16 protein-coding genes are annotated in these 18048 nt (G+C 72.5%); 8 read left to right on the forward strand and 8 right to left on the reverse strand.

Annotated features, from left to right (window positions below; all coding sequences use genetic code 11):
• Positions 1–74 precede the first annotated feature (74 nt).
• A complete protein-coding gene (locus tag ACFVHI_RS31845; protein WP_380345191.1) occupies positions 75–1115 on the reverse strand; it encodes a Scr1 family TA system antitoxin-like transcriptional regulator in 1041 nt (346 codons plus the stop codon).
• Positions 1116–1222: 107 nt separating this feature from the next.
• Between ACFVHI_RS31845 and ACFVHI_RS31850 the strand changes: the two genes are divergently transcribed.
• Both ACFVHI_RS31850 and ACFVHI_RS31855 read left to right on the forward strand, forming a co-directional pair.
• Entirely contained in the window at positions 1223–1561 is a 339-nt protein-coding gene (locus tag ACFVHI_RS31850; RefSeq protein ID WP_380345193.1) for a hypothetical protein, read from the forward strand.
• Positions 1558–1785 carry a hypothetical protein gene (locus ACFVHI_RS31855; protein WP_380345195.1) on the forward strand — a complete coding sequence of 76 codons (228 nt, stop codon included), beginning with the start codon at positions 1558–1560 and terminating at the stop codon, positions 1783–1785. Before ACFVHI_RS31850 ends, ACFVHI_RS31855 begins: the two co-directional genes overlap by 4 nt.
• A gap of 220 nt (positions 1786–2005) precedes the next feature.
• Here the strand turns inward: ACFVHI_RS31855 and ACFVHI_RS31860 are convergent, their stop codons facing one another.
• The 4 genes from ACFVHI_RS31860 to bioB form a co-directional block, all read right to left on the reverse strand.
• Positions 2006–2440, reverse strand: coding sequence for a hypothetical protein (locus tag ACFVHI_RS31860; RefSeq protein ID WP_380345197.1), 435 nt, complete (start codon positions 2438–2440; stop codon positions 2006–2008).
• 90 nt (positions 2441–2530) lie between these two features.
• Positions 2531–3265: a dethiobiotin synthase gene (gene bioD / locus ACFVHI_RS31865; protein ID WP_380345199.1), complete on the reverse strand. Its 735-nt coding sequence runs from the start codon at positions 3263–3265 to the stop codon at positions 2531–2533.
• Positions 3262–4566: an adenosylmethionine--8-amino-7-oxononanoate transaminase gene (locus ACFVHI_RS31870; protein ID WP_380345201.1), complete on the reverse strand. Its 1305-nt coding sequence runs from the start codon at positions 4564–4566 to the stop codon at positions 3262–3264. The genes bioD and ACFVHI_RS31870 overlap by 4 nt, the downstream gene beginning before the upstream one ends.
• Before the next feature lie 22 nt (positions 4567–4588).
• Positions 4589–5818, reverse strand: coding sequence for a biotin synthase BioB (bioB, locus tag ACFVHI_RS31875; protein WP_380345203.1), 1230 nt, complete (start codon positions 5816–5818; stop codon positions 4589–4591).
• Between the two features lie 306 nt (positions 5819–6124).
• Between bioB and ACFVHI_RS31880 the strand changes: the two genes are divergently transcribed.
• On the forward strand, positions 6125–6976 hold the full coding sequence (locus ACFVHI_RS31880; RefSeq protein WP_380345205.1) for a hypothetical protein: 852 nt from the start codon (positions 6125–6127) through the stop codon (positions 6974–6976).
• Positions 6977–7037: 61 nt separating this feature from the next.
• On the opposite strand, the gene ACFVHI_RS31885 is transcribed toward ACFVHI_RS31880, so the two are convergent.
• Entirely contained in the window at positions 7038–9530 is a 2493-nt protein-coding gene (locus ACFVHI_RS31885) for a DEAD/DEAH box helicase (protein WP_380345222.1), read from the reverse strand.
• A 171-nt stretch (positions 9531–9701) separates the two neighbouring features.
• On the opposite strand from ACFVHI_RS31885, the gene ACFVHI_RS31890 reads away from it, so the two are divergent.
• Both ACFVHI_RS31890 and ACFVHI_RS31895 read left to right on the forward strand, forming a co-directional pair.
• Positions 9702–10901 carry an 8-amino-7-oxononanoate synthase gene (locus ACFVHI_RS31890; protein ID WP_380345207.1) on the forward strand — a complete coding sequence of 400 codons (1200 nt, stop codon included), beginning with the start codon at positions 9702–9704 and terminating at the stop codon, positions 10899–10901.
• A 136-nt stretch (positions 10902–11037) separates the two neighbouring features.
• Entirely contained in the window at positions 11038–11559 is a 522-nt protein-coding gene (locus ACFVHI_RS31895) for a hypothetical protein (protein ID WP_380345209.1), read from the forward strand.
• A 9-nt stretch (positions 11560–11568) separates the two neighbouring features.
• Here ACFVHI_RS31895 and ligD read toward each other — a convergent pair whose 3' ends face one another.
• Positions 11569–12576, reverse strand: coding sequence for a non-homologous end-joining DNA ligase (gene ligD, locus ACFVHI_RS31900; RefSeq protein WP_380345211.1), 1008 nt, complete (start codon positions 12574–12576; stop codon positions 11569–11571).
• Between the two features lie 126 nt (positions 12577–12702).
• On the opposite strand from ligD, the gene ACFVHI_RS31905 reads away from it, so the two are divergent.
• A complete protein-coding gene (locus tag ACFVHI_RS31905) occupies positions 12703–13764 on the forward strand; it encodes an ATP-dependent DNA ligase (protein ID WP_380345213.1) in 1062 nt (353 codons plus the stop codon).
• Between the two features lie 81 nt (positions 13765–13845).
• On the opposite strand, the gene ACFVHI_RS31910 is transcribed toward ACFVHI_RS31905, so the two are convergent.
• Complete coding sequence (locus ACFVHI_RS31910) at positions 13846–15270, reverse strand: serine hydrolase (RefSeq protein WP_380345215.1); 1425 nt, start codon at positions 15268–15270, stop codon at positions 13846–13848.
• A gap of 468 nt (positions 15271–15738) precedes the next feature.
• Between ACFVHI_RS31910 and tdh the strand changes: the two genes are divergently transcribed.
• Together tdh and ACFVHI_RS31920 are read left to right on the forward strand one after the other, a co-directional pair.
• Complete coding sequence (tdh, locus tag ACFVHI_RS31915; RefSeq protein WP_380345217.1) at positions 15739–16767, forward strand: L-threonine 3-dehydrogenase; 1029 nt, start codon at positions 15739–15741, stop codon at positions 16765–16767.
• 32 nt (positions 16768–16799) lie between these two features.
• On the forward strand, positions 16800–17993 hold the full coding sequence (locus ACFVHI_RS31920) for a glycine C-acetyltransferase (RefSeq protein ID WP_063346236.1): 1194 nt from the start codon (positions 16800–16802) through the stop codon (positions 17991–17993).
• Positions 17994–18048 lie beyond the last annotated feature (55 nt).

Below are 18048 nucleotides of genomic sequence, written 5' to 3' on the forward strand. Positions count from 1 at the left end.
CGGAACCGGCCGACTGTCCTGGCGGCCAGGCTTTCCACCTGCGCAACGACGACGCCACCCCGGCGGCCTGGATCTCAGACAGTGCCGAAGTCGCCGGACTTGACGCCGGTGATGAAGGACCGCCAGGCGTCGGCGCCGAAGGCGAGTCGAGGGCCCTCGGGGTCCTTGCTGTCGCGGACGGGGAGGATGCCGGGGAGCCCGGGTGCGACCTCGATGCATTGGCCGCCGCCGTTGCTGTACGAGGACTTCAGCCAGGAGGTGGGCTTGACCGTCGCGATGGGGAACATGGCGTGGAACTCCTTGAGACGGGTGCGGATGAGGGCCAACGAGTTTTCGCATGAGAGGGCTTGGGCCTGGAGCCAATGGTAAGTCTCTACGAGGGAGCGGATCTTGTCCTCGTCCTCGCGCTCGACGTAGCCCCGTTGGATGGTTTCGAGGTAGGCCATCCACTTCTTGTCCGTGCTGGTCAGCAGGGTGAACGGCATGGTCGCCGGGAGGGCTTCGCCAAGAGTGGACGGCGCGATCTGCAGCATGACGTGCGGAAGGCCGGCCACGCTCTCAAGTCGGCGAAGCTGCTCGGCCATGACGAAGGGGCCGCCAACGGTTCGCAGGCAGCTCTCGTCCAGGACGATGTGGATGGAGGGAGACGGTTCGCGGTACAGCAAGGCCTGCCGCGCCATGCGGACATTCAGGCGTTCGATGGCTTTGTCCTCGGGGATCTCACCTCGTTGGGCTGCGGCGTTGATGAGCGCCGATGCGTAGCCCCGCGTCTGGAGCAGTCCCGGGATGACGTTCAGCTCGAAGATCTTGAAGGCGGTGGCCTTGGCTTCGTGCTCGGTGTAGGAGACGAATCCACCGATCAGAGTGCTGTTCTTCGCGCTCCAGTACAGGAGCTCAAGCGCCTCGCAGGTGTCGAGTTCCTTGTCGCATCGCCGGACGAGGTTCAGCGGCGCGGGACGGTCTCCGTTCTCGATCATGGAGATGAGCGAATCGCTGTAGTTGGTCCGCCGCCCGAGCTCGATCTGAGTGAGCCCTCTCGCCTTGCGGAAGCGCCGGAGCTGAACGCCGATGGCTGCGTTCGGAGATGCGGTCGGGTCTACTTCCCGCTGAGGCATGGCAACCACCCATTTCCACAGTGCTCGCTGTCAAAGTGAAGCTCTTCCGATGCTAGCCGCGATTGGCCACTCTTGGTGAGGAGTTAGCAACAGAGAGGAGTTATTCCGTGGATATGACGAACGTTCAATCCGGCGAAAGCATCGTCCTGCGGCGGAACTTTCCGCCCTGTCGGTGCCCGCAGTGCGGCGATTCCGTTCCCGAGGCGCGGATGGGCAGTGGCGCCATCGTCCCGGCGGCGCCGCCCGTGCGACGGGTGGCGCCGCCGTCCGAGCCCTACCGGCCGACCGTTGTCGGCGAGCGGGTCTACGACGTCCGCTCCGGGCGCTGGGCCGTCTTCATGGGGTGGCAGCACGGGCTGGCCTTCCTCCGGCCCGTCGGAGGTGGCGTGGAGTGGGACACCGAAGCGCGTTGGATCGCGAACAGCGAAGAGCGCGATGCCTCATGAGCAGCATGATCGACAAGGTCACGGCCGAGGACCGTCGCGTCGCGGCCGACATCCTCGACGACCTCCAGGCCGTCCTGCGCGCCGCCGAGGTCAAACTGCCCTCCCTCGGTATCGACTGGCTCTCGGCCAAAGCCACCGGAGTCATCCTGATCGACCTCGGGGCCGCCCGGCCGGACGTCATCGAGCGGCTGGTCGTCGTCCTCCGCAGGGGAATGCGACCGTAATCGCCTCCGGTGCCATCGCCATCGGGAGTTTCGCGCTCGCGGGTGTGGTTTTTCTCGCGATTCCTGAGTGTGTTCCCACTGAGGCGAGTGCATTGGTGTGCGTTCTCGTCTTCATCGCCTCCTCGACGGGTGGATTCGCGCTCGCCGCGGGGTGGATGAGGGTGCAGACATGACGGCGCGGGCTTCGAGGGGTCTCGAAGCCCGCGCCGAAGCTGCGGTGTCAGGCGCCGTTCAGGGCGTAGGTGCGGAAGGTGGCCAGCAGGGGGAGGACTTCGGTCTGGCTCGGGTCCTCGGTCACGGCGCGCATGGAGTCGATCACCGCGTGGGCGATGGCCTTGGTCACCGCCAGGTCGTCCCGGGGTGCGAGGGTGCCCCAGGTCTTCAGTGTCTGGGTGAGCAGGGCGCTCATCCGGGCGCCGATGTTGGAGCTCACCGCGTCGGAGAGTTCGGCGAGCTCCTCGTCGCTCATGGTGGACCGCAGGCCGAAGGCCAGGGCCATCAGGGTGTCCATCGCGTGCTCGCCGTACGCGGCGACCAGCGCCGGGAGCGACCGCTCGTCCGCACCGCCCGCGGCGAGGGCGGACAGCGCCTCGTCGTCGTCCTTCCACGCAGCCTCCAGGGCGGCCAGGGCCCGAAGAGACTCGTCTACCGTCATCCCGTCTGTCATAGGAGGAACGGTATTGAGCCCGTAGCGTCCGAACCCAGGGTTCGGGCGCCGGAATCACACCTTCGAGCGAAGCCGGGCCTATTCGGGCCGGTGGGAGTGCGCGAAGTGCTCCGCGTTCCAGGTGCCGCCCAGCTGGGGGGAGAGCGAGGCGAGGGCGAGGGCGGCGAAGTCCTCGGCGGCTGCGGCGCGTTCCGGCAGGGCGCCGAGCAGCGGGGCGCCGGCCGAGCGCGGCAGGTCGGCGAGGTTGCACCGTTCGGCGAGCCCGGGGGCGGCCGGCCAGGAGCCGACGAGCACGCCCGCCAGCGGCAGCCGGCGGGCGGCCAGGGCCTCCGCCGAGAGTGCGACGATGTTCAGCGTGCCCAGTCCGGCGGAGGCGACGAGCAGGACCTCGGCCGGCAGCCCGGCGTCCAGGACGGCCCGCGCCTGGTCGGCCAGGGTGCGGCCCTCGTCGTCGTAGCGGACGAGCAGCCCGCCCGCGCCCTCGACCAGCACCAGGTCGTGCCCGGCGGCCAGTTCGGCGACGGCGTCGGCCACCTCGGCGGGGGAGAGGAAGGGCATCCCGGCCCGCCGGGCGGCGGTGTCGGGCGCCAGCGGCTCCGGGTAGCGCACGAGTTCACGGATCGTCAGGTCACCGGCCAGGCGCCGGACTTCATCGGCGTCGCCGGGTTCGCCGGGGGCGATCCCGGTCTGCCCGGGCTTGAGCACCGCGACCCGCAGGCCGGCCTGCAGCGCGGCCGAGGCGACCGCCGCCGTGGCGACCGTCTTGCCGACCTCGGTGTTGGTGCCCGTCATGAACAGGATCCGCGCGCTCATCCGGCCACCGCCGCAGCGGTCACGGCGTCGGCGATGCGTGCCACGTCCTCGTCCTCCGTCACGTAGGGGGGCATGGTGTAGATCAGGTCCCGGAAGGGGCGCAGCCAGACGCTGGCCCGGGCGGCCGCCTCGGTGGCCGCCGGGACGTTCACCGGGTGGTCCAGCTGGACGACGCCGATGGCGCCCTGGACCCGGACGTCCCGGACGCCCGGGAGGTCGGCGGCGGCCGCGAGCCCGTCGGCGAGTCCGGCCTCGATGCGCTTGATCCCGACCGCCCAGTCCTGGCCGAGTAGCACTTCCAGCGAGGCGTTGGCGGCCGCGCAGGCCAGCGGGTTGCCCATGAAGGTCGGCCCGTGCGCGAGCACCGGCATCTCGCCGCGGCTGATGCCGTCGGCGATCTCGCCGGTGCACAGCGCGGCGGCGAGGGTCAGGTAGCCGCCGGTGAGCGCCTTGCCCAGGCACATCACGTCCGGCGAGACGCCCGCGTGGTCGGCGGCGAACAGTGCGCCGCTGCGGCCGAATCCGGTGGCGATCTCGTCGAAGACGAGCAGCACCCCGTACCGGTCGCAGAGTTCGCGCAGCATCCGCAGGTAGGCGGGGGAGTGGAACTGCATCCCGCCGGCGCCCTGCACCACCGGTTCGACGATGACGGCGGCCAGCTCGTCGGCGTGCCGGGCCATCAGCTCCTCGAACTCGGCCGCGTACCCGGCGTCGAGCGGGGCGTCGAACCCGGCCGGTGGCTGCGGGGCGAACAGCTGCCCGGGCAGCACCCCGCCCCACAGGTGGTGCATGCCGCCGTCCGGATCGCAGACGGACATCGGGTGGAAGGTGTCGCCGTGGTACCCGCCGCGCCAGGTCAGCAGCCGGCGCTTGGCCGGGCGGCCGGTGGACTGCCAGTACTGGAGGCACATCTTCAGCGCGACCTCGACGGCCACCGAGCCCGAGTCGGTGAGGAAGACGTGTTGCAGCGGTTCGGGCGTGATCTCGACCAGCGTCGCCGCCAGCCGGACGGCGGGCTCGTGGGTGAGCCCGCCGAACATGACGTGGCTCATCCGCCCCAGCTGCTCGCGCACGGCCTCGTCCAGCACCGGGTGCCGGTAGCCGTGGATGGCCGCCCACCAGGACGACATCCCGTCGACGAGCTCGCGCTGCCCGCCCGCGACGGGCTCGGCGAGGCGCAGCCGGACCCCCGAGGCGGATTCGACCACGTACGGGGTGGCGGTGCCGGGCATCGGCCCGTACGGGTGCCAGACGTGGGCGCGGTCGAGGGTGAGCAGCGTGTCCGCGGACAGCTGGGGCATGATGCGTCAGTCTCCAGAACTATCAGGCATTGGGCGCGAGTTCGGTGCCGGCGCCGCGCAGCCGGACCTTGACGAGGTCGCTGCGCAGCTCCCCGTCCGAGGCGTCCGAGGCGTCGGCGGCGTCGGCGGCGTCGACCGCGACGGGGGCGTCGGCCGGCGCGTGCGCGTGCCCGCCGCACGGGCCGCAGCCGCCGCCGCTGCCGCAGGCCGAGGCCGCGGTGCCGCAGGAGGAGGCCGCCGCGACGTCCGCGCGGTGGCGGGGCAGGGTGGCCTCACCGGCGCCCTCGACCTCGAACCCGGCGTCCTTGATCATGTCGAGGTCGGTCTGCCCGGCCTGGCCCTCGCTGGTCAGGTAGTCGCCGAGGAAGATCGAGTTGGCGACGTGCAGCCCGAGCGGCTGCATCGAGCGCAGGTGCACTTCGCGGCCGCCGGCGATCCGCACCTCGGTGTCCGGGTTGACGAAGCGGACCATCGCCAGGATGCGCAGGCAGCGCTGCGGGCTGAGGTTCCACTCCTTGGCGAGCGGGGTGCCCTCGAACGGGATCAGGAAGTTGACCGGGACGGAGTCCGAGCCGAGCTCGCGCAGCGCGAACACCACGTCGACCAGGTCCTCGTCGTTCTCGCCCATGCCGGCGATCAGGCCGGAGCAGGCGGACAGACCCGCGCCGTGCGCCTTCTGCACGGTGTCCACCCGGTCCGCGTAGGTGTGGGTGGTGGTGATGTCGCCGTAGGTCTTCTCGGAGGTGTTGAGGTTGTGGTTGTAGGCGTCGGCGCCGGCCGCCTTCAGCCGCTCCGCCTGGTTGTCGGAGAGCAGGCCGAGGCAGACGCAGATCTCGACCTCGGGGTCGGCGTCCTTGATGGCGGCCATGGTGTCGGTGACCCGGTCGATGTCGCGGTCCGTGGGGCCGCGGCCGCTGGCGACCAGGCACACGCGCTTGGCGCCGCCGGCCACCCCGGCGCGGGCCGCCTCGGCGGCCTGGTCGGGCTTGAGCCAGGTGTACTTGAGGATCTCGGCCTTGGAGCCCAGCCGCTGCGAGCAGTAGTTGCAGTCCTCCGGGCAGAGCCCGCTCTTGAGGTTCACCAGGTAGTTGAGCTTCACGCGTCGGCCGAACCACCTCCGGCGGACCTTGCCGGCCGCGGCGACGACGTCCAGCAGCTCGTCGTCGGTGGTGGCGAGGACGGCCAGGGCCTCCTCGCGGGTCGGGACTTCGCCGCGCAGGCCCTTGGCGGTGAGGGTATCGAGCAGATCCATGGGGCCGATCCTGCCTGGTGGCGCTCGAATGGCGCCAGAGGGAACCCGCCAGAAGATCGGCGGAAGGATGTGCCACTTGCCACAGTGTCGAAGCTCACGGTGTCGTCGCTGGTCACAAGCTTGACGCCGGTGCGAATCGGAGGTTACCGGCCGGTAGGGCGCGGTCGCGGCGAAGGGCCGGACGGGCCGGCGCAGGGCGGTCGCCGGTACGCGCGCCGGACGGTCGCGGGCGCCGGCACGCGGCGGTGACCGGCAACCCCCCACCCCGTGATCCACGCCACCCGACGGTTGCTTAGAATCTGCGCCATGACCACGCAGGGGGAGCGCACCCCGACTCCGGGAGAGGGCCAGAACGGCCAGGCAGTGCGGCGGACCGGCGGGGCCCCCGCCGGCGCGGGCACGGACCTGAGCGGCAGTCGGGTCGGCGGCAGGGGTAGGCGGCTGACGGCCCGCCGGGCCGTGGGCTGGGTCGTCGTGGTGGGAGTGGTGGCCGCCGGCGGATGGATCATCACCCGCCCGATGCCCGGCGACTACATACCCGGGCTCGGCCCGTCCAGCAAGGACGCGGCCAGGACGCCGCCGGTGGTGGGGACCCCGCCGCCGCGCACCGACCCCGAGGGCCTCAATGCCGACAGCCTCTTCCCCGCCCAGCGGCCGGTCGAGGCCGCTGGGTACAAGGCCCGGCGTGGCGCCATCCGGCAGGGCGGCAACTGCACCGAGGTGCTGCAGGACCGCACCCAGGAACTGCTCAAGGACACCGGCTGCCAGGCCTACCTGACCGTCAGCTTCACCGGCCAGGACCGCCCGGTGCTCAGCAGTGTCACCGTCCTGCGCTTCGGCGACCAGGCCGCCGCCACCCGGGCCGCCGACACCCTGCGCGGCAAGCCCGGCGCGCTCGCCTTCATCCTTCCGGACACCAACGCCGCCCCCGCGCCGTCCTCCGGCGGGCCCAAGTCGGCCGAGCCGCGGGTCGAGGCGGTCGGGCACTACGTGACGGTGGTGAGCTCCCGGCTCAGCGACGCCCGCACGCCCGGCCCCGGCACCGCGTCCACCCCGGCCGCGACATCGTCGGGCCCGGCGCTCACCACCGAGCAGACCCTGGAGGAGGCGACCCGCGCGCTCTCCTACGCGGCGGGCGCGCCGTTCGTCTGGATGTGACGCCGCGCCGGCCCCCCGCTCCGGGGGGCCGGCGACTCCGCAAGCGGGGGTTGACGATCCGTCAGCCGCCCAGCCGGTCCACCGCGGTGACCCGCAGCACCGCCCGGCCCTCCTCGTCCGAGCCGTACAGGTCGACCTCGGCGCTGATGCCCCAGTCGTGGTCGCCCTCCGGGTCGTCGAAGATCTGCCGGACCTTCCAGGCGGAGTCCTCCTCCTCGATGATCAGCATCTTGGGGCCGCGCGCGTTCGGGCCGGTGCCGAGGTCGTCGTACTCCTCCCAGTACCCGTCCATGGCGTCCGCCCAGCGGTCCGCGTCCCAGCCGTACGAGCCGTCCAGCTCGGCGAGCTCCGCGTAGTGCTCCAGCGCGCACAGCTCGACCCGGCGGAACAGCTCGTTGCGCACCAGCACCCGGAACGCCCGCGCGTTCGCCGTCACCGGCGCCGGCTTGTCGTCCAGCGTCACCTCGGGGGCCTGCGGGTCCGTCGGGTTGGCCAGCTGCTCCCACTCGTCCAGCAGGCTGGAGTCGACCTGGCGGACCAGTTCGCCGAGCCAGGCGATGACGTCCTTCAGGTCGTCGGTCTTCACGTCCTCGGGGACGGTCTGCTCCAGCGCCTTGAACGCGCCCGCCAGGTAGCGCAGCACGATGCCCTCGGTGCGCGCCAGCTCGTAGAAGCCGACGTAGTCCGAGAAGGTCATCGCCCGCTCGTACAGGTCGCGGACCACCGACTTCGGCCGCAGCTCGTGGTCGCCGATCCACGGGTGCGCCCGGCGGTACACCTCGTACGCGTGGGTGAGCAGCTCCTCCAGCGGCTTCGGGTAGGTGATCTCCTGGAGCCGCTCCATCCGCTCCTCGTACTCGATCCCGTCGCGCTTCATCTCGCCGATGGCCTCGCCGCGCGCCTTGTTCTGCTGCGCGGCGAGGATCTGGCGCGGGTCGTCGAGGGTCGCCTCGACCACCGAGATCACGTCCATCGCGTACGAGGGCGAGGTCGGGTCGAGGAGCTCGAAGGAGGCCAGGGCGAAGGTGGAGAGCGGCTGGTTGAGCGCGAAGTTCTCCTGGAGGTCGAGCGTCAGGCGCACGATCCGGCCCTCGGCGTCCGGCTCCGGCAGCCGCTCGACCACGCCGCCCTGCAGCAGGGAGCGGTAGATCGCGATCGCGGTGCGGATGTGCCGGCGCTGCGCCGCGCGGTCCTCGTGGTTGTCGGTGAGGAGCTTGCGCATCGCCTCGAAGGCGTTGCCGGGGCGGCCGATCACCGACAGCAGCATCGCGTGGCTCACCTTGAACCGGGAGACCAGCGGCTCCGGGTCGGCGCCGATCAGCTTGTCGAAGGTCTCCTCGGTCCAGCCGACGAAGCCCTCCGGCGCCTTCTTGCGCACCACCTTGCGCTTCTTCTTCGGGTCGTCCCCGGCCTTGGCGATCGCCTTGTCGTTCTCGATCACGTGCTCGGGCGCCTGCGCCACCACCTGGCCGACGGTGTCGAACCCGGCCCGGCCCGCGCGCCCGGCGATCTGGTGGAACTCCCGGGCGCGCAGGATCCGCACCCGCTGCCCGTCGTACTTCGACAGGGCGGTGAACAGCACCGTGCGGATCGGCACGTTGACGCCGACACCGAGCGTGTCCGTCCCGCAGATCACCTTCAACAGGCCCGCCTGGGCGAGGCGTTCGACCAGCCGGCGGTACTTCGGCAGCATGCCCGCGTGGTGCACGCCGATGCCGTGGCGCACGAAACGGGACAGGTTGCGGCCGAACTTGGTGGTGAAGCGGAAACCGCCGATCAGGTCGGCGATGGCGTCCTTCTCCGCCTTCGAGCACATGTTGATGCTCATCAGCGACTGCGCCCGGTCCACCGCCTCCTTCTGCGTGAAGTGCACCACGTAGACCGGCGCCTGGCCGGTCTGCAGCAGCTCCTCCAGGGTGTCGTGCATCGTGGTGCGGCGGTACTCGTAGAACAGCGGCACCGGGCGGGTCGTGTTGCGCACCACCGTCGTCGGGCGGCCCGTCCGGCGGGTCAGGTCCTCCTCGAAGCGGCGCACGTCGCCGAGCGTCGCCGACATCAGCAGGAACTGCGCCTGCGGCAGCTCCAGCAGCGGGATCTGCCAGGCCCAGCCGCGGTCCGGCTCCGCGTAGAAGTGGAACTCGTCCATGACCACCTGGCCGACATCCGCCCGGAGGCCGTCGCGCAGCGCGATCTGCGCCAGCACCTCGGCCGTGCAGCAGATGATCGGCGCGGTCGGGTTCACGCTCGCGTCGCCGGTCATCATGCCGACCTGCTCGGTGCCGAACATCTTGACCAGGTCGAAGAACTTCTCCGACACCAGCGCCTTGATCGGCGCCGTGTAGAACGTCCGCTTCCCCTCCGCCAGCGCCGCGAAGTGCGCGCCCGCCGCCACCAGGCTCTTGCCCGACCCGGTCGGCGTCGCCAGGATCACGTTGTTCCCCGACACCAGCTCGATCAGCGCCTCCTCCTGCGCCGGGTACAGCGTGATCCCGCGCTCCTCCGCCCACGCGGCGAAGGTCTCGTACAGCGCATCGGGCGTGGCGGGCTTCGGCATCAGATCAAGGAGGGTCACCCGGCTATCTTGCCTGCTCGCCGCCACCCCCGGCAAAGCCCGCCCTCCGCCGGCACCCGCCCCGGGACTGTCCGGATCGCTGCACCGGCGGCCGCGAAGCTGTGCGCGGCCGCACATTGATCGCGGCGGCGGGGCCGTGCCAGAGTGCCGGGCATGGTCCAACCGCTCGCGTCCGGAACGCACACCACCGACCTCGCCCCGGCGGCCGTCTTCGACTGGCTCGACGAGGCCGCCGAGCTGCGGGCCGAGGCCGGGCTGACCCGCCGGCTGCGCAGCCGCACGGCACAGGACCCGGTGCTCGACCTGGCCGGGAACGACTACCTGGGGCTGACCAGGCACCCGGCGGTGACGCAGGCGGCGGCCGAGGCGGCGCTGCGCTGGGGCGGAGGATCGACCGGGTCGCGGCTGGTGACCGGGACGACCGCGCTGCACACCGAACTGGAGGAGGAGCTCGCCGCGTTCTGCGGGGTCGAGGCGGCGCTGGTGTTCTCCTCCGGGTACACCGCCAACCTGGCCGCGCTGACCGCGCTCACCGACCCGGACACGCTGATCGTGTCGGACGCCTACAACCACGCCTCGCTGATCGACGGCTGCCGGCTCGCCCGCGCCGACGTCCACCGGGCCCCGCACAGCGACCCGCAGGCCGTCCGGGAGGCGCTGGAGCACCGGACGCAGCGGCGGGCGCTGGTGGTCAGCGACTCGGTGTTCTCGGTGGACGGCGACGCCGCCCCGCTGGCCGGGCTGTCCGCCGCCGCCCGGGCGCACGGCGCCGCGCTGCTGGTCGACGACGCGCACGGGCTGGGCGTCCTCGGCCCCGGCGGCGCCGGGGCGCTCGCGGCGGCCGGGCTCGCCGGGCAGCCGGACACCGTCGCCACCGTCACGCTCTCCAAGTCGCTCGGCTCGCAGGGCGGCGCCGTGCTCGGGCCGCGCCGGGTGATCCGCCACCTCACCGAGACCGCCCGCACCTTCATCTTCGACACCGGCCTCGCCCCGGCCGCCGTCGCCGCCGCCCTCGCCGCGCTGCGCCTGCTGCGCGCCGAGCCGCACCGCGCCGACCGCACCCGCGAGGTGGCCCGCGGCCTCGCGGCCCGGCTGACCGCCGCCGGGCTCCGGGCCTGCGAGCCGGACGCGGCCGTGGTGTCGGTGCGCGCCCCGGGCGCGGAGGCCGCCGTCGCCTGGGCCGCCGACTGCCGGCGGGCCGGGCTCGCCGTCGGCTGCTTCCGCCCGCCGTCCGTGCCGGACGGGGTGTCCCGGCTGCGGCTGACCGCGCGCGGGGACCTGACGGACGCGCAGCTCGCGGAGGCGGTCCGGATCATCGCCGAGCTGGCGCCGGAGGGCGCCCGGGTCGGCTGACACCTGCCGGGAGGGGCGCGCGGCGGCTGCCCGTTTGGCCGCCCGGCTGCCTGCTTGGCCGCCCGCTTGGCCGCCCGCTTGGCCGCCCGTGCAACCGTCCGGCCGTCGGTGACGTCACCCCAGCGGGGGTGAGCCGATGGGGGTGGCGGTGCGGCGGTGGGGGCCGGTGGCGGCCGGGGTGCTGCTGGTGTGGCTGGCCGGATGGCTGGTGGGCGGGCCGGTGCGGCAGTTCGGGCAGGCGGCGGGCCTGGTGGGGGTGCCCGGGACGTTCCGGGCGGAGCGGTGTCTGATCCCGGCGTACGAGGACGGCCCACCCCCCTCGGACTGCCGGGGCGCGTTCCGCCCGGACGGCGGGGGCCCGGCGCACGAGCACGCCCGGATATGGGCGGGCGCGCCGGTCGGCGAGGACGTCTGGGCGGTGTGCGAGGGCGACGAGTGCCACCTGGTGTCGGACGCCGAGGTCGCGCGGACGGTGATGCTGCTGGCGCTGGCCCTGGCACCGGGGGTGGCGGGCGTGCTGCTGACCGGCGTCGGCCTGCGCGCGCGGCGGGTCGGCCGGGGGCTGCTGCTCTCCGGCGCGGTCGGGGGCGTCCTGCTGTTCACCCTGGTGGTGCTGGGCGGCGTCCTCTGGTTCGTGCTGGCCATGACGGGGGTGTGAAGACACGCCCTACGCTTTCCGGGCCCGGCTGGGCTGCACCCTGGTCGGCTCGCCGGCCGCCTTGGGGTGGTCGGGCGGGTACGGGAGCTCGCCGAGGCCCTCGTCGCGCAGCTGCTTGTCGTACAGCTCCAGCAGGCCGTCCAGACGGTACGCCCGACCGTCCATCCCGGCGTTCAGGTCGCCGAGTTCGGCGAAGCGGGCGGGGACGGTGCGCAGGTCGAAGTCCTCGGGGGAGGCGTCGTCGAGCTCCTCCCAGCGCAGCGGGGTCGAGGCGGTGGCGCGCGGGCGGGCGCGCAGGGAGTAGGCGGAGGCGATGGTGCGGTCGCGGGCCATCTGGTTGTAGTCGACGAAGATCCGCTCACCGCGCTCCTCCTTCCACCAGGCGGTGGTGACCTGCCCGGGCATGCGCTGCTCCAGCACCCGGCCGAGGGCGATCACCGCGTGCCGGCCGTCGGTGAAGGTCCACTCGGGCGCCAGCGGGACGTACACGTGCAGGCCGCGCCCGCCGGAGGACTTGGGCCAGCCGCGCAGCCCGTACTCCTCCAGCAGGGCGCGCAGTTCGTGGGCGGCGCGGACGGCGTCGTGGAAGTCGGTGCCGGGCTGCGGGTCGAGGTCGATGCGCAGCTCGTCGACGTGCTCGGTGTCGGAGCGGCGGACCGGCCAGGGGTGGAAGGTGAGGCAGCCGAGGTTGGCGGCCCACAGCACGGCGGCCGGCTCGGTGGGGCAGATCTCGTCGGCGGAGCGGCCGCTGGGGAAGTTGATCCGGGCGGTGGGCAGCCAGTCCGGCAGGCCCTTGGGGGCGCGTTTCTGGTAGAAGAACTCGCCGTCCACGCCGTCCGGGAAGCGCTGCAGGGTGGTGGGCCGGTCGCGCAGTCCGCGCAGCACCCCGTCGGCGACGGCCAGGTAGTACTGCGCGACGTCCAGCTTGGTGAAGCCGCGCTCGGGGTAGTACACCTTGTCCGGGTTCGACAGCCGGACGCTGCGCCCGGCGACATCCAGTTCCACGGCTGAGCCCATGCCCCTCACGCTAAGGGCGCCGTGCCCCGCGCGCGTCTTTTCGTCGTGCGCCCGATCCTCGCGCGCCCTTTCGCCGTACGCCCTTTCGTCGCGCGCCTTCCGGCCGTGCGCGCGAGGATCGGAGCCATGGACCTGCCCGTGATGCCGCCGGTGGCGCCGATGCTCGCCAAGTCGGTGGCGAAGATCCCGCCGGGGATGCAGTACGAGGCCAAGTGGGACGGCTTCCGGACGATCGTGTTCCGCGACGGCGACGAGGTGGAGCTCGGCAGCCGCACCGGCAAACCGCTGACCAGGTACTTCCCCGAGCTGGTCGCCGCGCTGCGGCGGGAGCTGCCGCCGCGCTGCGTGCTGGACGGCGAGGTGGTGATCGCCCGGGACGGCCGGCTGCGGTTCGAGGAACTGCTGGAGCGCATCCACCCGGCGGCCAGCCGGGTGCGGCTGCTCGCGGAGCGGACGCCCGCCTCCTTCATCGCCTTCGACCTGCTCGCGCTCGGTGACGCCCCGCTGCTGGACGAGCCGCTGTCGGTGCGCCGCGCGGCCCTGGAGGCGGCGCTCGGCGCCGCCCGCGACCCGGTGTTCACTGCCCCCGCCTCCACCGACCGGGACGTGGCGCAGACCTGGTTCGCCGAGTACGAGGGCGCCGGGCTGGACGGCGTGGTGGCCAAGCCGCTGGACCAGCCGTACCGGCCGGGCGAGCGGACCATGTTCAAGATCAAGCACGAGCGCACCGCCGACTGCGTGGTGGCCGGCTACCGCGAGCACAAGAGCGGCCCGGTGGTCGGCTCGCTGCTGCTGGGCATCAACGACGCCGAGGGCCGGCTCCAGCACGTCGGCGTCTGCGCCGCGTTCTCGATGGCCCGCCGCCGCGAACTCGCCGAGGAACTGGCCCCGTTGCGGATGACCGACCTCTCCCGCCACCCGTGGGGCGGCTGGGCCGACGAGGCGGCGCACGCCGAGGGCCGGCTGCCGGGCGCGGTCAGCCGGTGGACCGGCGGCAAGGACCTCTCCTGGGTCGCGCTGCGCCCCGAGCGGGTGGTCGAGGTCGCCTACGACCACATGGAGGGCACCCGCTTCCGGCACACCGCGCAGTTCCGCCGCTGGCGGCCGGACCGCACGCCGGAGAGCTGCACCTACGCGCAGCTGGAGGAGCCCGTCTCCTACGATCTGGCCCGCGTACTGGGCAGTTGACGGCACGTCGGAGGCCCGGCCCGGTGATCCGGGCCGGGCCTCCGGCGGGTCTGGCGTCCAGACGTTCAGGCGGTCTGGTGCTCAGGCGTTGACCGTGGTCGGCGCGCCGGAGGCGGGCCCCGGGGCGCCGGGCGAGGCCGGGGACGAGGCCGACCCCGATCCCGAGGGCGAGAGCGAGGGCGACGGTGACGCGGACCCCGAGGACGAGGCCGACGGCGAGGCGGTGTTCACGGGCGGGATCGAGTAGACGTTCTTCGGCGAGACGATCTGCGTGATCGCCTTCGCGAACAGCGAGGACGGCTCCGAACCCCGGTACGGCACATCGGTGTTGAGCAGCACCACCAGGGTGGCCTGGGACTGCGGCAGGTACACCGCCACGGTCTCGTAACCGGGCAGCGAGCCGTTGTGCCCGATCCACCCGTTGTTGTTGAACAGCCCGAGGCCGTAGCCGACGCCGGGGTCGCCGGTCGGCTGGGTCTTCAACCGCTGGGACTGGGTGTCCTGCTTCAGCAGGGAGCCGGTGGCCAGGGACTTCGTCCAGTTCTGCAGGTCGGTGAGGTTGGAGATGACCGCCCCGGCCGACCAGGCCCAGGACGGGTTCCAGTCGGTGGCGTCCGTGGTCTGGCCGTTGGGAGTCTGGTCGGTGTAGCCGCGGGCGTGCGGGTCGGGGAAGGTCGCGTCGGTCGGGAAGACCGTCCCGTTCAGCCCGGCCTGGCTGAACACCTGGTCCTTGAGGAACTGGTCCACGGGCTCCCCGCCGGCCTTCTCGATGACCTTGCCGAGCAGGATGTAGTTGCTGTTGCTGTACTGGAACTTGCTGCCCGGCGGGAAGTTCGCCGGGTGCTTGTACCCGTAGGCGAGCAGCTGGTCGGGCGTGAACACCCGGTTCGGGTCGCTGATCAGCGCGTTCACGAAGTCCGGGTCGGAGGTGTACGGGAACAGGCCGCTGCGCATCCCGGCGAGCTGGCGGATGGTGATGTTGTCGCCGCCGGGCACGCCGTCCACGTACTTGGAGACCGGGTCGTCCAGGCCCACCTTGCCCTGGTCGACCAGCCGCAGCACGCCGGTCGCCGTGAAGGTCTTGGTCACGCTGCCGATCCGCATGTTCAGATCGGGCGACATCGGGGTGCCGGACTTGTCGGCCTGGCCGAAGGCCCGTTGGTAGCTGCCGTCGGGGGTGGTGATCCCGACGATCACGCCGGGGGTGGAGGTCTGGTTCAGCACCTGCTTGATCGCGGCGTCCAGCTGTTTGGCGACGTCGGGGGTCAGCGGCACCACCGCGCCGGCCGAGCCGCTCGCGGCGCCCGGGCCGGCGGTGGAGCCCGACGCGGACGGGCTGAGCGCGGCCGGCTCGGCGGTGAGGGCCGCGCCGCCGGCCGGCCGGTTCGGCGGCGACCCGCCGGAGCAGGCCGCGGTCGCGAGCAGGCCGGTCAGCACCAGGGCGGCGCAGGCCGCTCGGCGGGTGGAACGGGACGCGGCCGGATGCGGCCGTCGGATCGTGGTCATAGGTCGAGGCGCCTCTCTGCGGCGGACGGCCCCGGAGCGCTGCTCCACGAGGCCGACGGGGGAGCGCCGCCACCGTAAGCACCGCCGGTGCGGCCCCGCGCGTCGGCCGCCGCGGGGCTGACCCGAACGGACCCAGCGGTCAGCCGACTGCCCCAGCCGGCTGGCGCACATCGCCTCCCGTGTTGTCAAGGACCGCTGCCCACTGGGGGATTGGTGTCGCGGAAGCGGGCTCGCGCTCGGCCGAACAGGTGAGCACCGGCATGCCGCACCCGCCCCCGGCCCCAGCTCGGGCACGATCGTTTAGCCCAGCTGTGGCCGCCCTTAAGAATTCCTCGATGGACCGAACCCGCTCTCACCAGGCAGATTGCTGCCTGCCCGGAACGCGTCCGCCAGGAACGGCCACACCGGGGCCACTCGGCCTGCCCACCCGCGAAGGCCGCCCCACTCGCACGTCAGGAGCCGTCGCCCGTGAAGGCACTCGTCAAGCAGAAGGCCGAGCCCGGGCTCTGGCTGGTGGACGTCCCGAAGCCGGAGATCGGCCCCGGCGAGGTGCTGATCAAGGTGCTGCGGACCGGCATCTGCGGCACCGACCTGCACATCCGCAACTGGGACGGCTGGGCCCAGCAGACCATCACGACCCCGCTGGTGCTCGGCCACGAGTTCGTCGGCGAGGTCGCCGAGATCGGCGCCGGCGTCGCGGACATCGCGGTCGGCGACCGGGTCAGCGGCGAGGGCCACCTGGTCTGCGGCAAGTGCCGCAACTGCCAGGCCGGCCGCCGCCACCTGTGCCGCAACACGGTCGGCCTCGGCGTCGGCCGGGACGGCGCCTTCGCCGAGTACGTGGCCCTGCCCGCCTCCAACGTCTGGGTGCACCGGGTGCCGGTCGACCTGGACGTGGCCGCGATCTTCGACCCGTTCGGCAACGCCGTCCACACCGCGCTCTCCTTCCCGCTGGTCGGCGAGGACGTGCTGATCACCGGCGCGGGCCCGATCGGCATCATGGCGGCCGCCGTCGCCAAGCACGCCGGCGCCCGCAACGTGATGATCACCGACGTCTCCCCGTACCGCCTCGATCTGGCCCGGGAGGTCGGCGTCACGCTGGCGCTGAACGTCGCCGAGCACACCATCGAGGAGGGCCAGCAGAAGCTCGGCCTGCGCGAGGGCTTCGACGTCGGCCTGGAGATGTCCGGCCGCCCCGAGGCGATGCAGTCGATGATCGCCAACATGACCCACGGCGGGAAGATCGCCGTGCTCGGCCTGCCCGCCGAGCAGTTCCCGATCGACTGGGCCTCGGTCGTCACCTCGATGATCACCATCAAGGGCATCTACGGCCGCGAGATGTTCGAGACCTGGTACGCGATGTCCGTGCTGCTGGAGGGCGGGCTGGACCTCGCCCCGGTGATCACCGGCCGGTACGCCGCCGACGACTTCGCGGCCGCCTTCGACGAGGCCGCCAGCGGCCGCTGCGGCAAGATCATCCTCGACTGGACCGCCTGAGCCCCCCCGTTCGTCCTCGTTAGGAGTCCGCAGTGTTCGACAACGTGCGCGCCGACATCGCCATCACCCTCGACGAGATCCGCGAGGCCGGGCTCTTCAAGCCCGAGCGGGTCATCGGCACCCCGCAGAGCGCCGCGGTCACCGTCACCGGCGGCGGCCGCCCCGGTGAGGTGCTGAACTTCTGCGCCAACAACTACCTCGGCCTGGCCGACCACCCCGAGGTGCTCGCCGCCGCCAAGGACGCGCTGGACCGCTGGGGCTACGGCATGGCCTCGGTGCGCTTCATCTGCGGCACCCAGGACGTCCACAAGGCGCTGGAGGACCGGCTCTCGGCCTTCCTGGGCCAGGAGGACACCATCCTGTACTCCTCCTGCTTCGACGCCAACGGCGGCGTCTTCGAGACCCTGCTCGACGACCGCGACGCCGTCATCTCCGACGCGCTCAACCACGCGAGCATCATCGACGGCATCCGCCTCAGCAAGGCCCGCCGCCACCGCTACGCCAACCGCGACCTGGCCGACCTGGAGCAGCAGCTCAAGGAGACCCAGGACGCCCGCCGCCGCCTGATCGTCACCGACGGCGTGTTCTCGATGGACGGCTACGTCGCCCCGCTGCGCGAGATCTGCGACCTGGCCGACCGCTACGACGCCATGGTCATGGTCGACGACTCGCACGCCGTCGGCTTCGTCGGCCCCGGCGGCCGCGGCACCCCCGAACTGCACGGCGTGATGGACCGCGTGGACATCATCACCGGCACCCTCGGCAAGGCGCTCGGCGGCGCCTCCGGCGGCTACGTCGCCGCCCGCCGGGAGATCGTCGCCCTGCTGCGCCAGCGCTCCCGCCCGTACCTGTTCTCCAACTCGCTCGCCCCGGTGATCGCGGCGGCCTCGCTGAAGGTGCTCGACCTGGTCGAGCAGTCCAACGAGCTGCGCGAGCGGCTGGCGGCCAACACGGCGCTGTTCCGCAGCAGGATGACCGAGGCCGGCTTCGAGATCCTGCCGGGCGACCACCCGATCGCCCCGGTGATGATCGGCGACGCGGCCAAGGCCGGCCGGCTCGCCGAACTGCTGCTGGAGCGCGGCGTGTACGTGATCGGCTTCTCGTTCCCGGTGGTCCCGCACGGCCAGGCCCGGATCCGGGTGCAGCTGTCCGCCGCGCACTCCACCGAGGACGTCGAGCGCGCCGTCGCCGCCTTCGTCGACGCGCGCGCCGCGCTGGGCGAGTAGGCCCTGTCCGGCGACGAGTAAGCCGGCAGCCCCATGAGCTGCCCGCGGGCCGGTC

Origin of the sequence: Kitasatospora sp. NPDC127121, assembly GCF_042677305.1 — a bacterium.
Lineage (GTDB): Bacteria > Actinomycetota > Actinomycetes > Streptomycetales > Streptomycetaceae > Kitasatospora.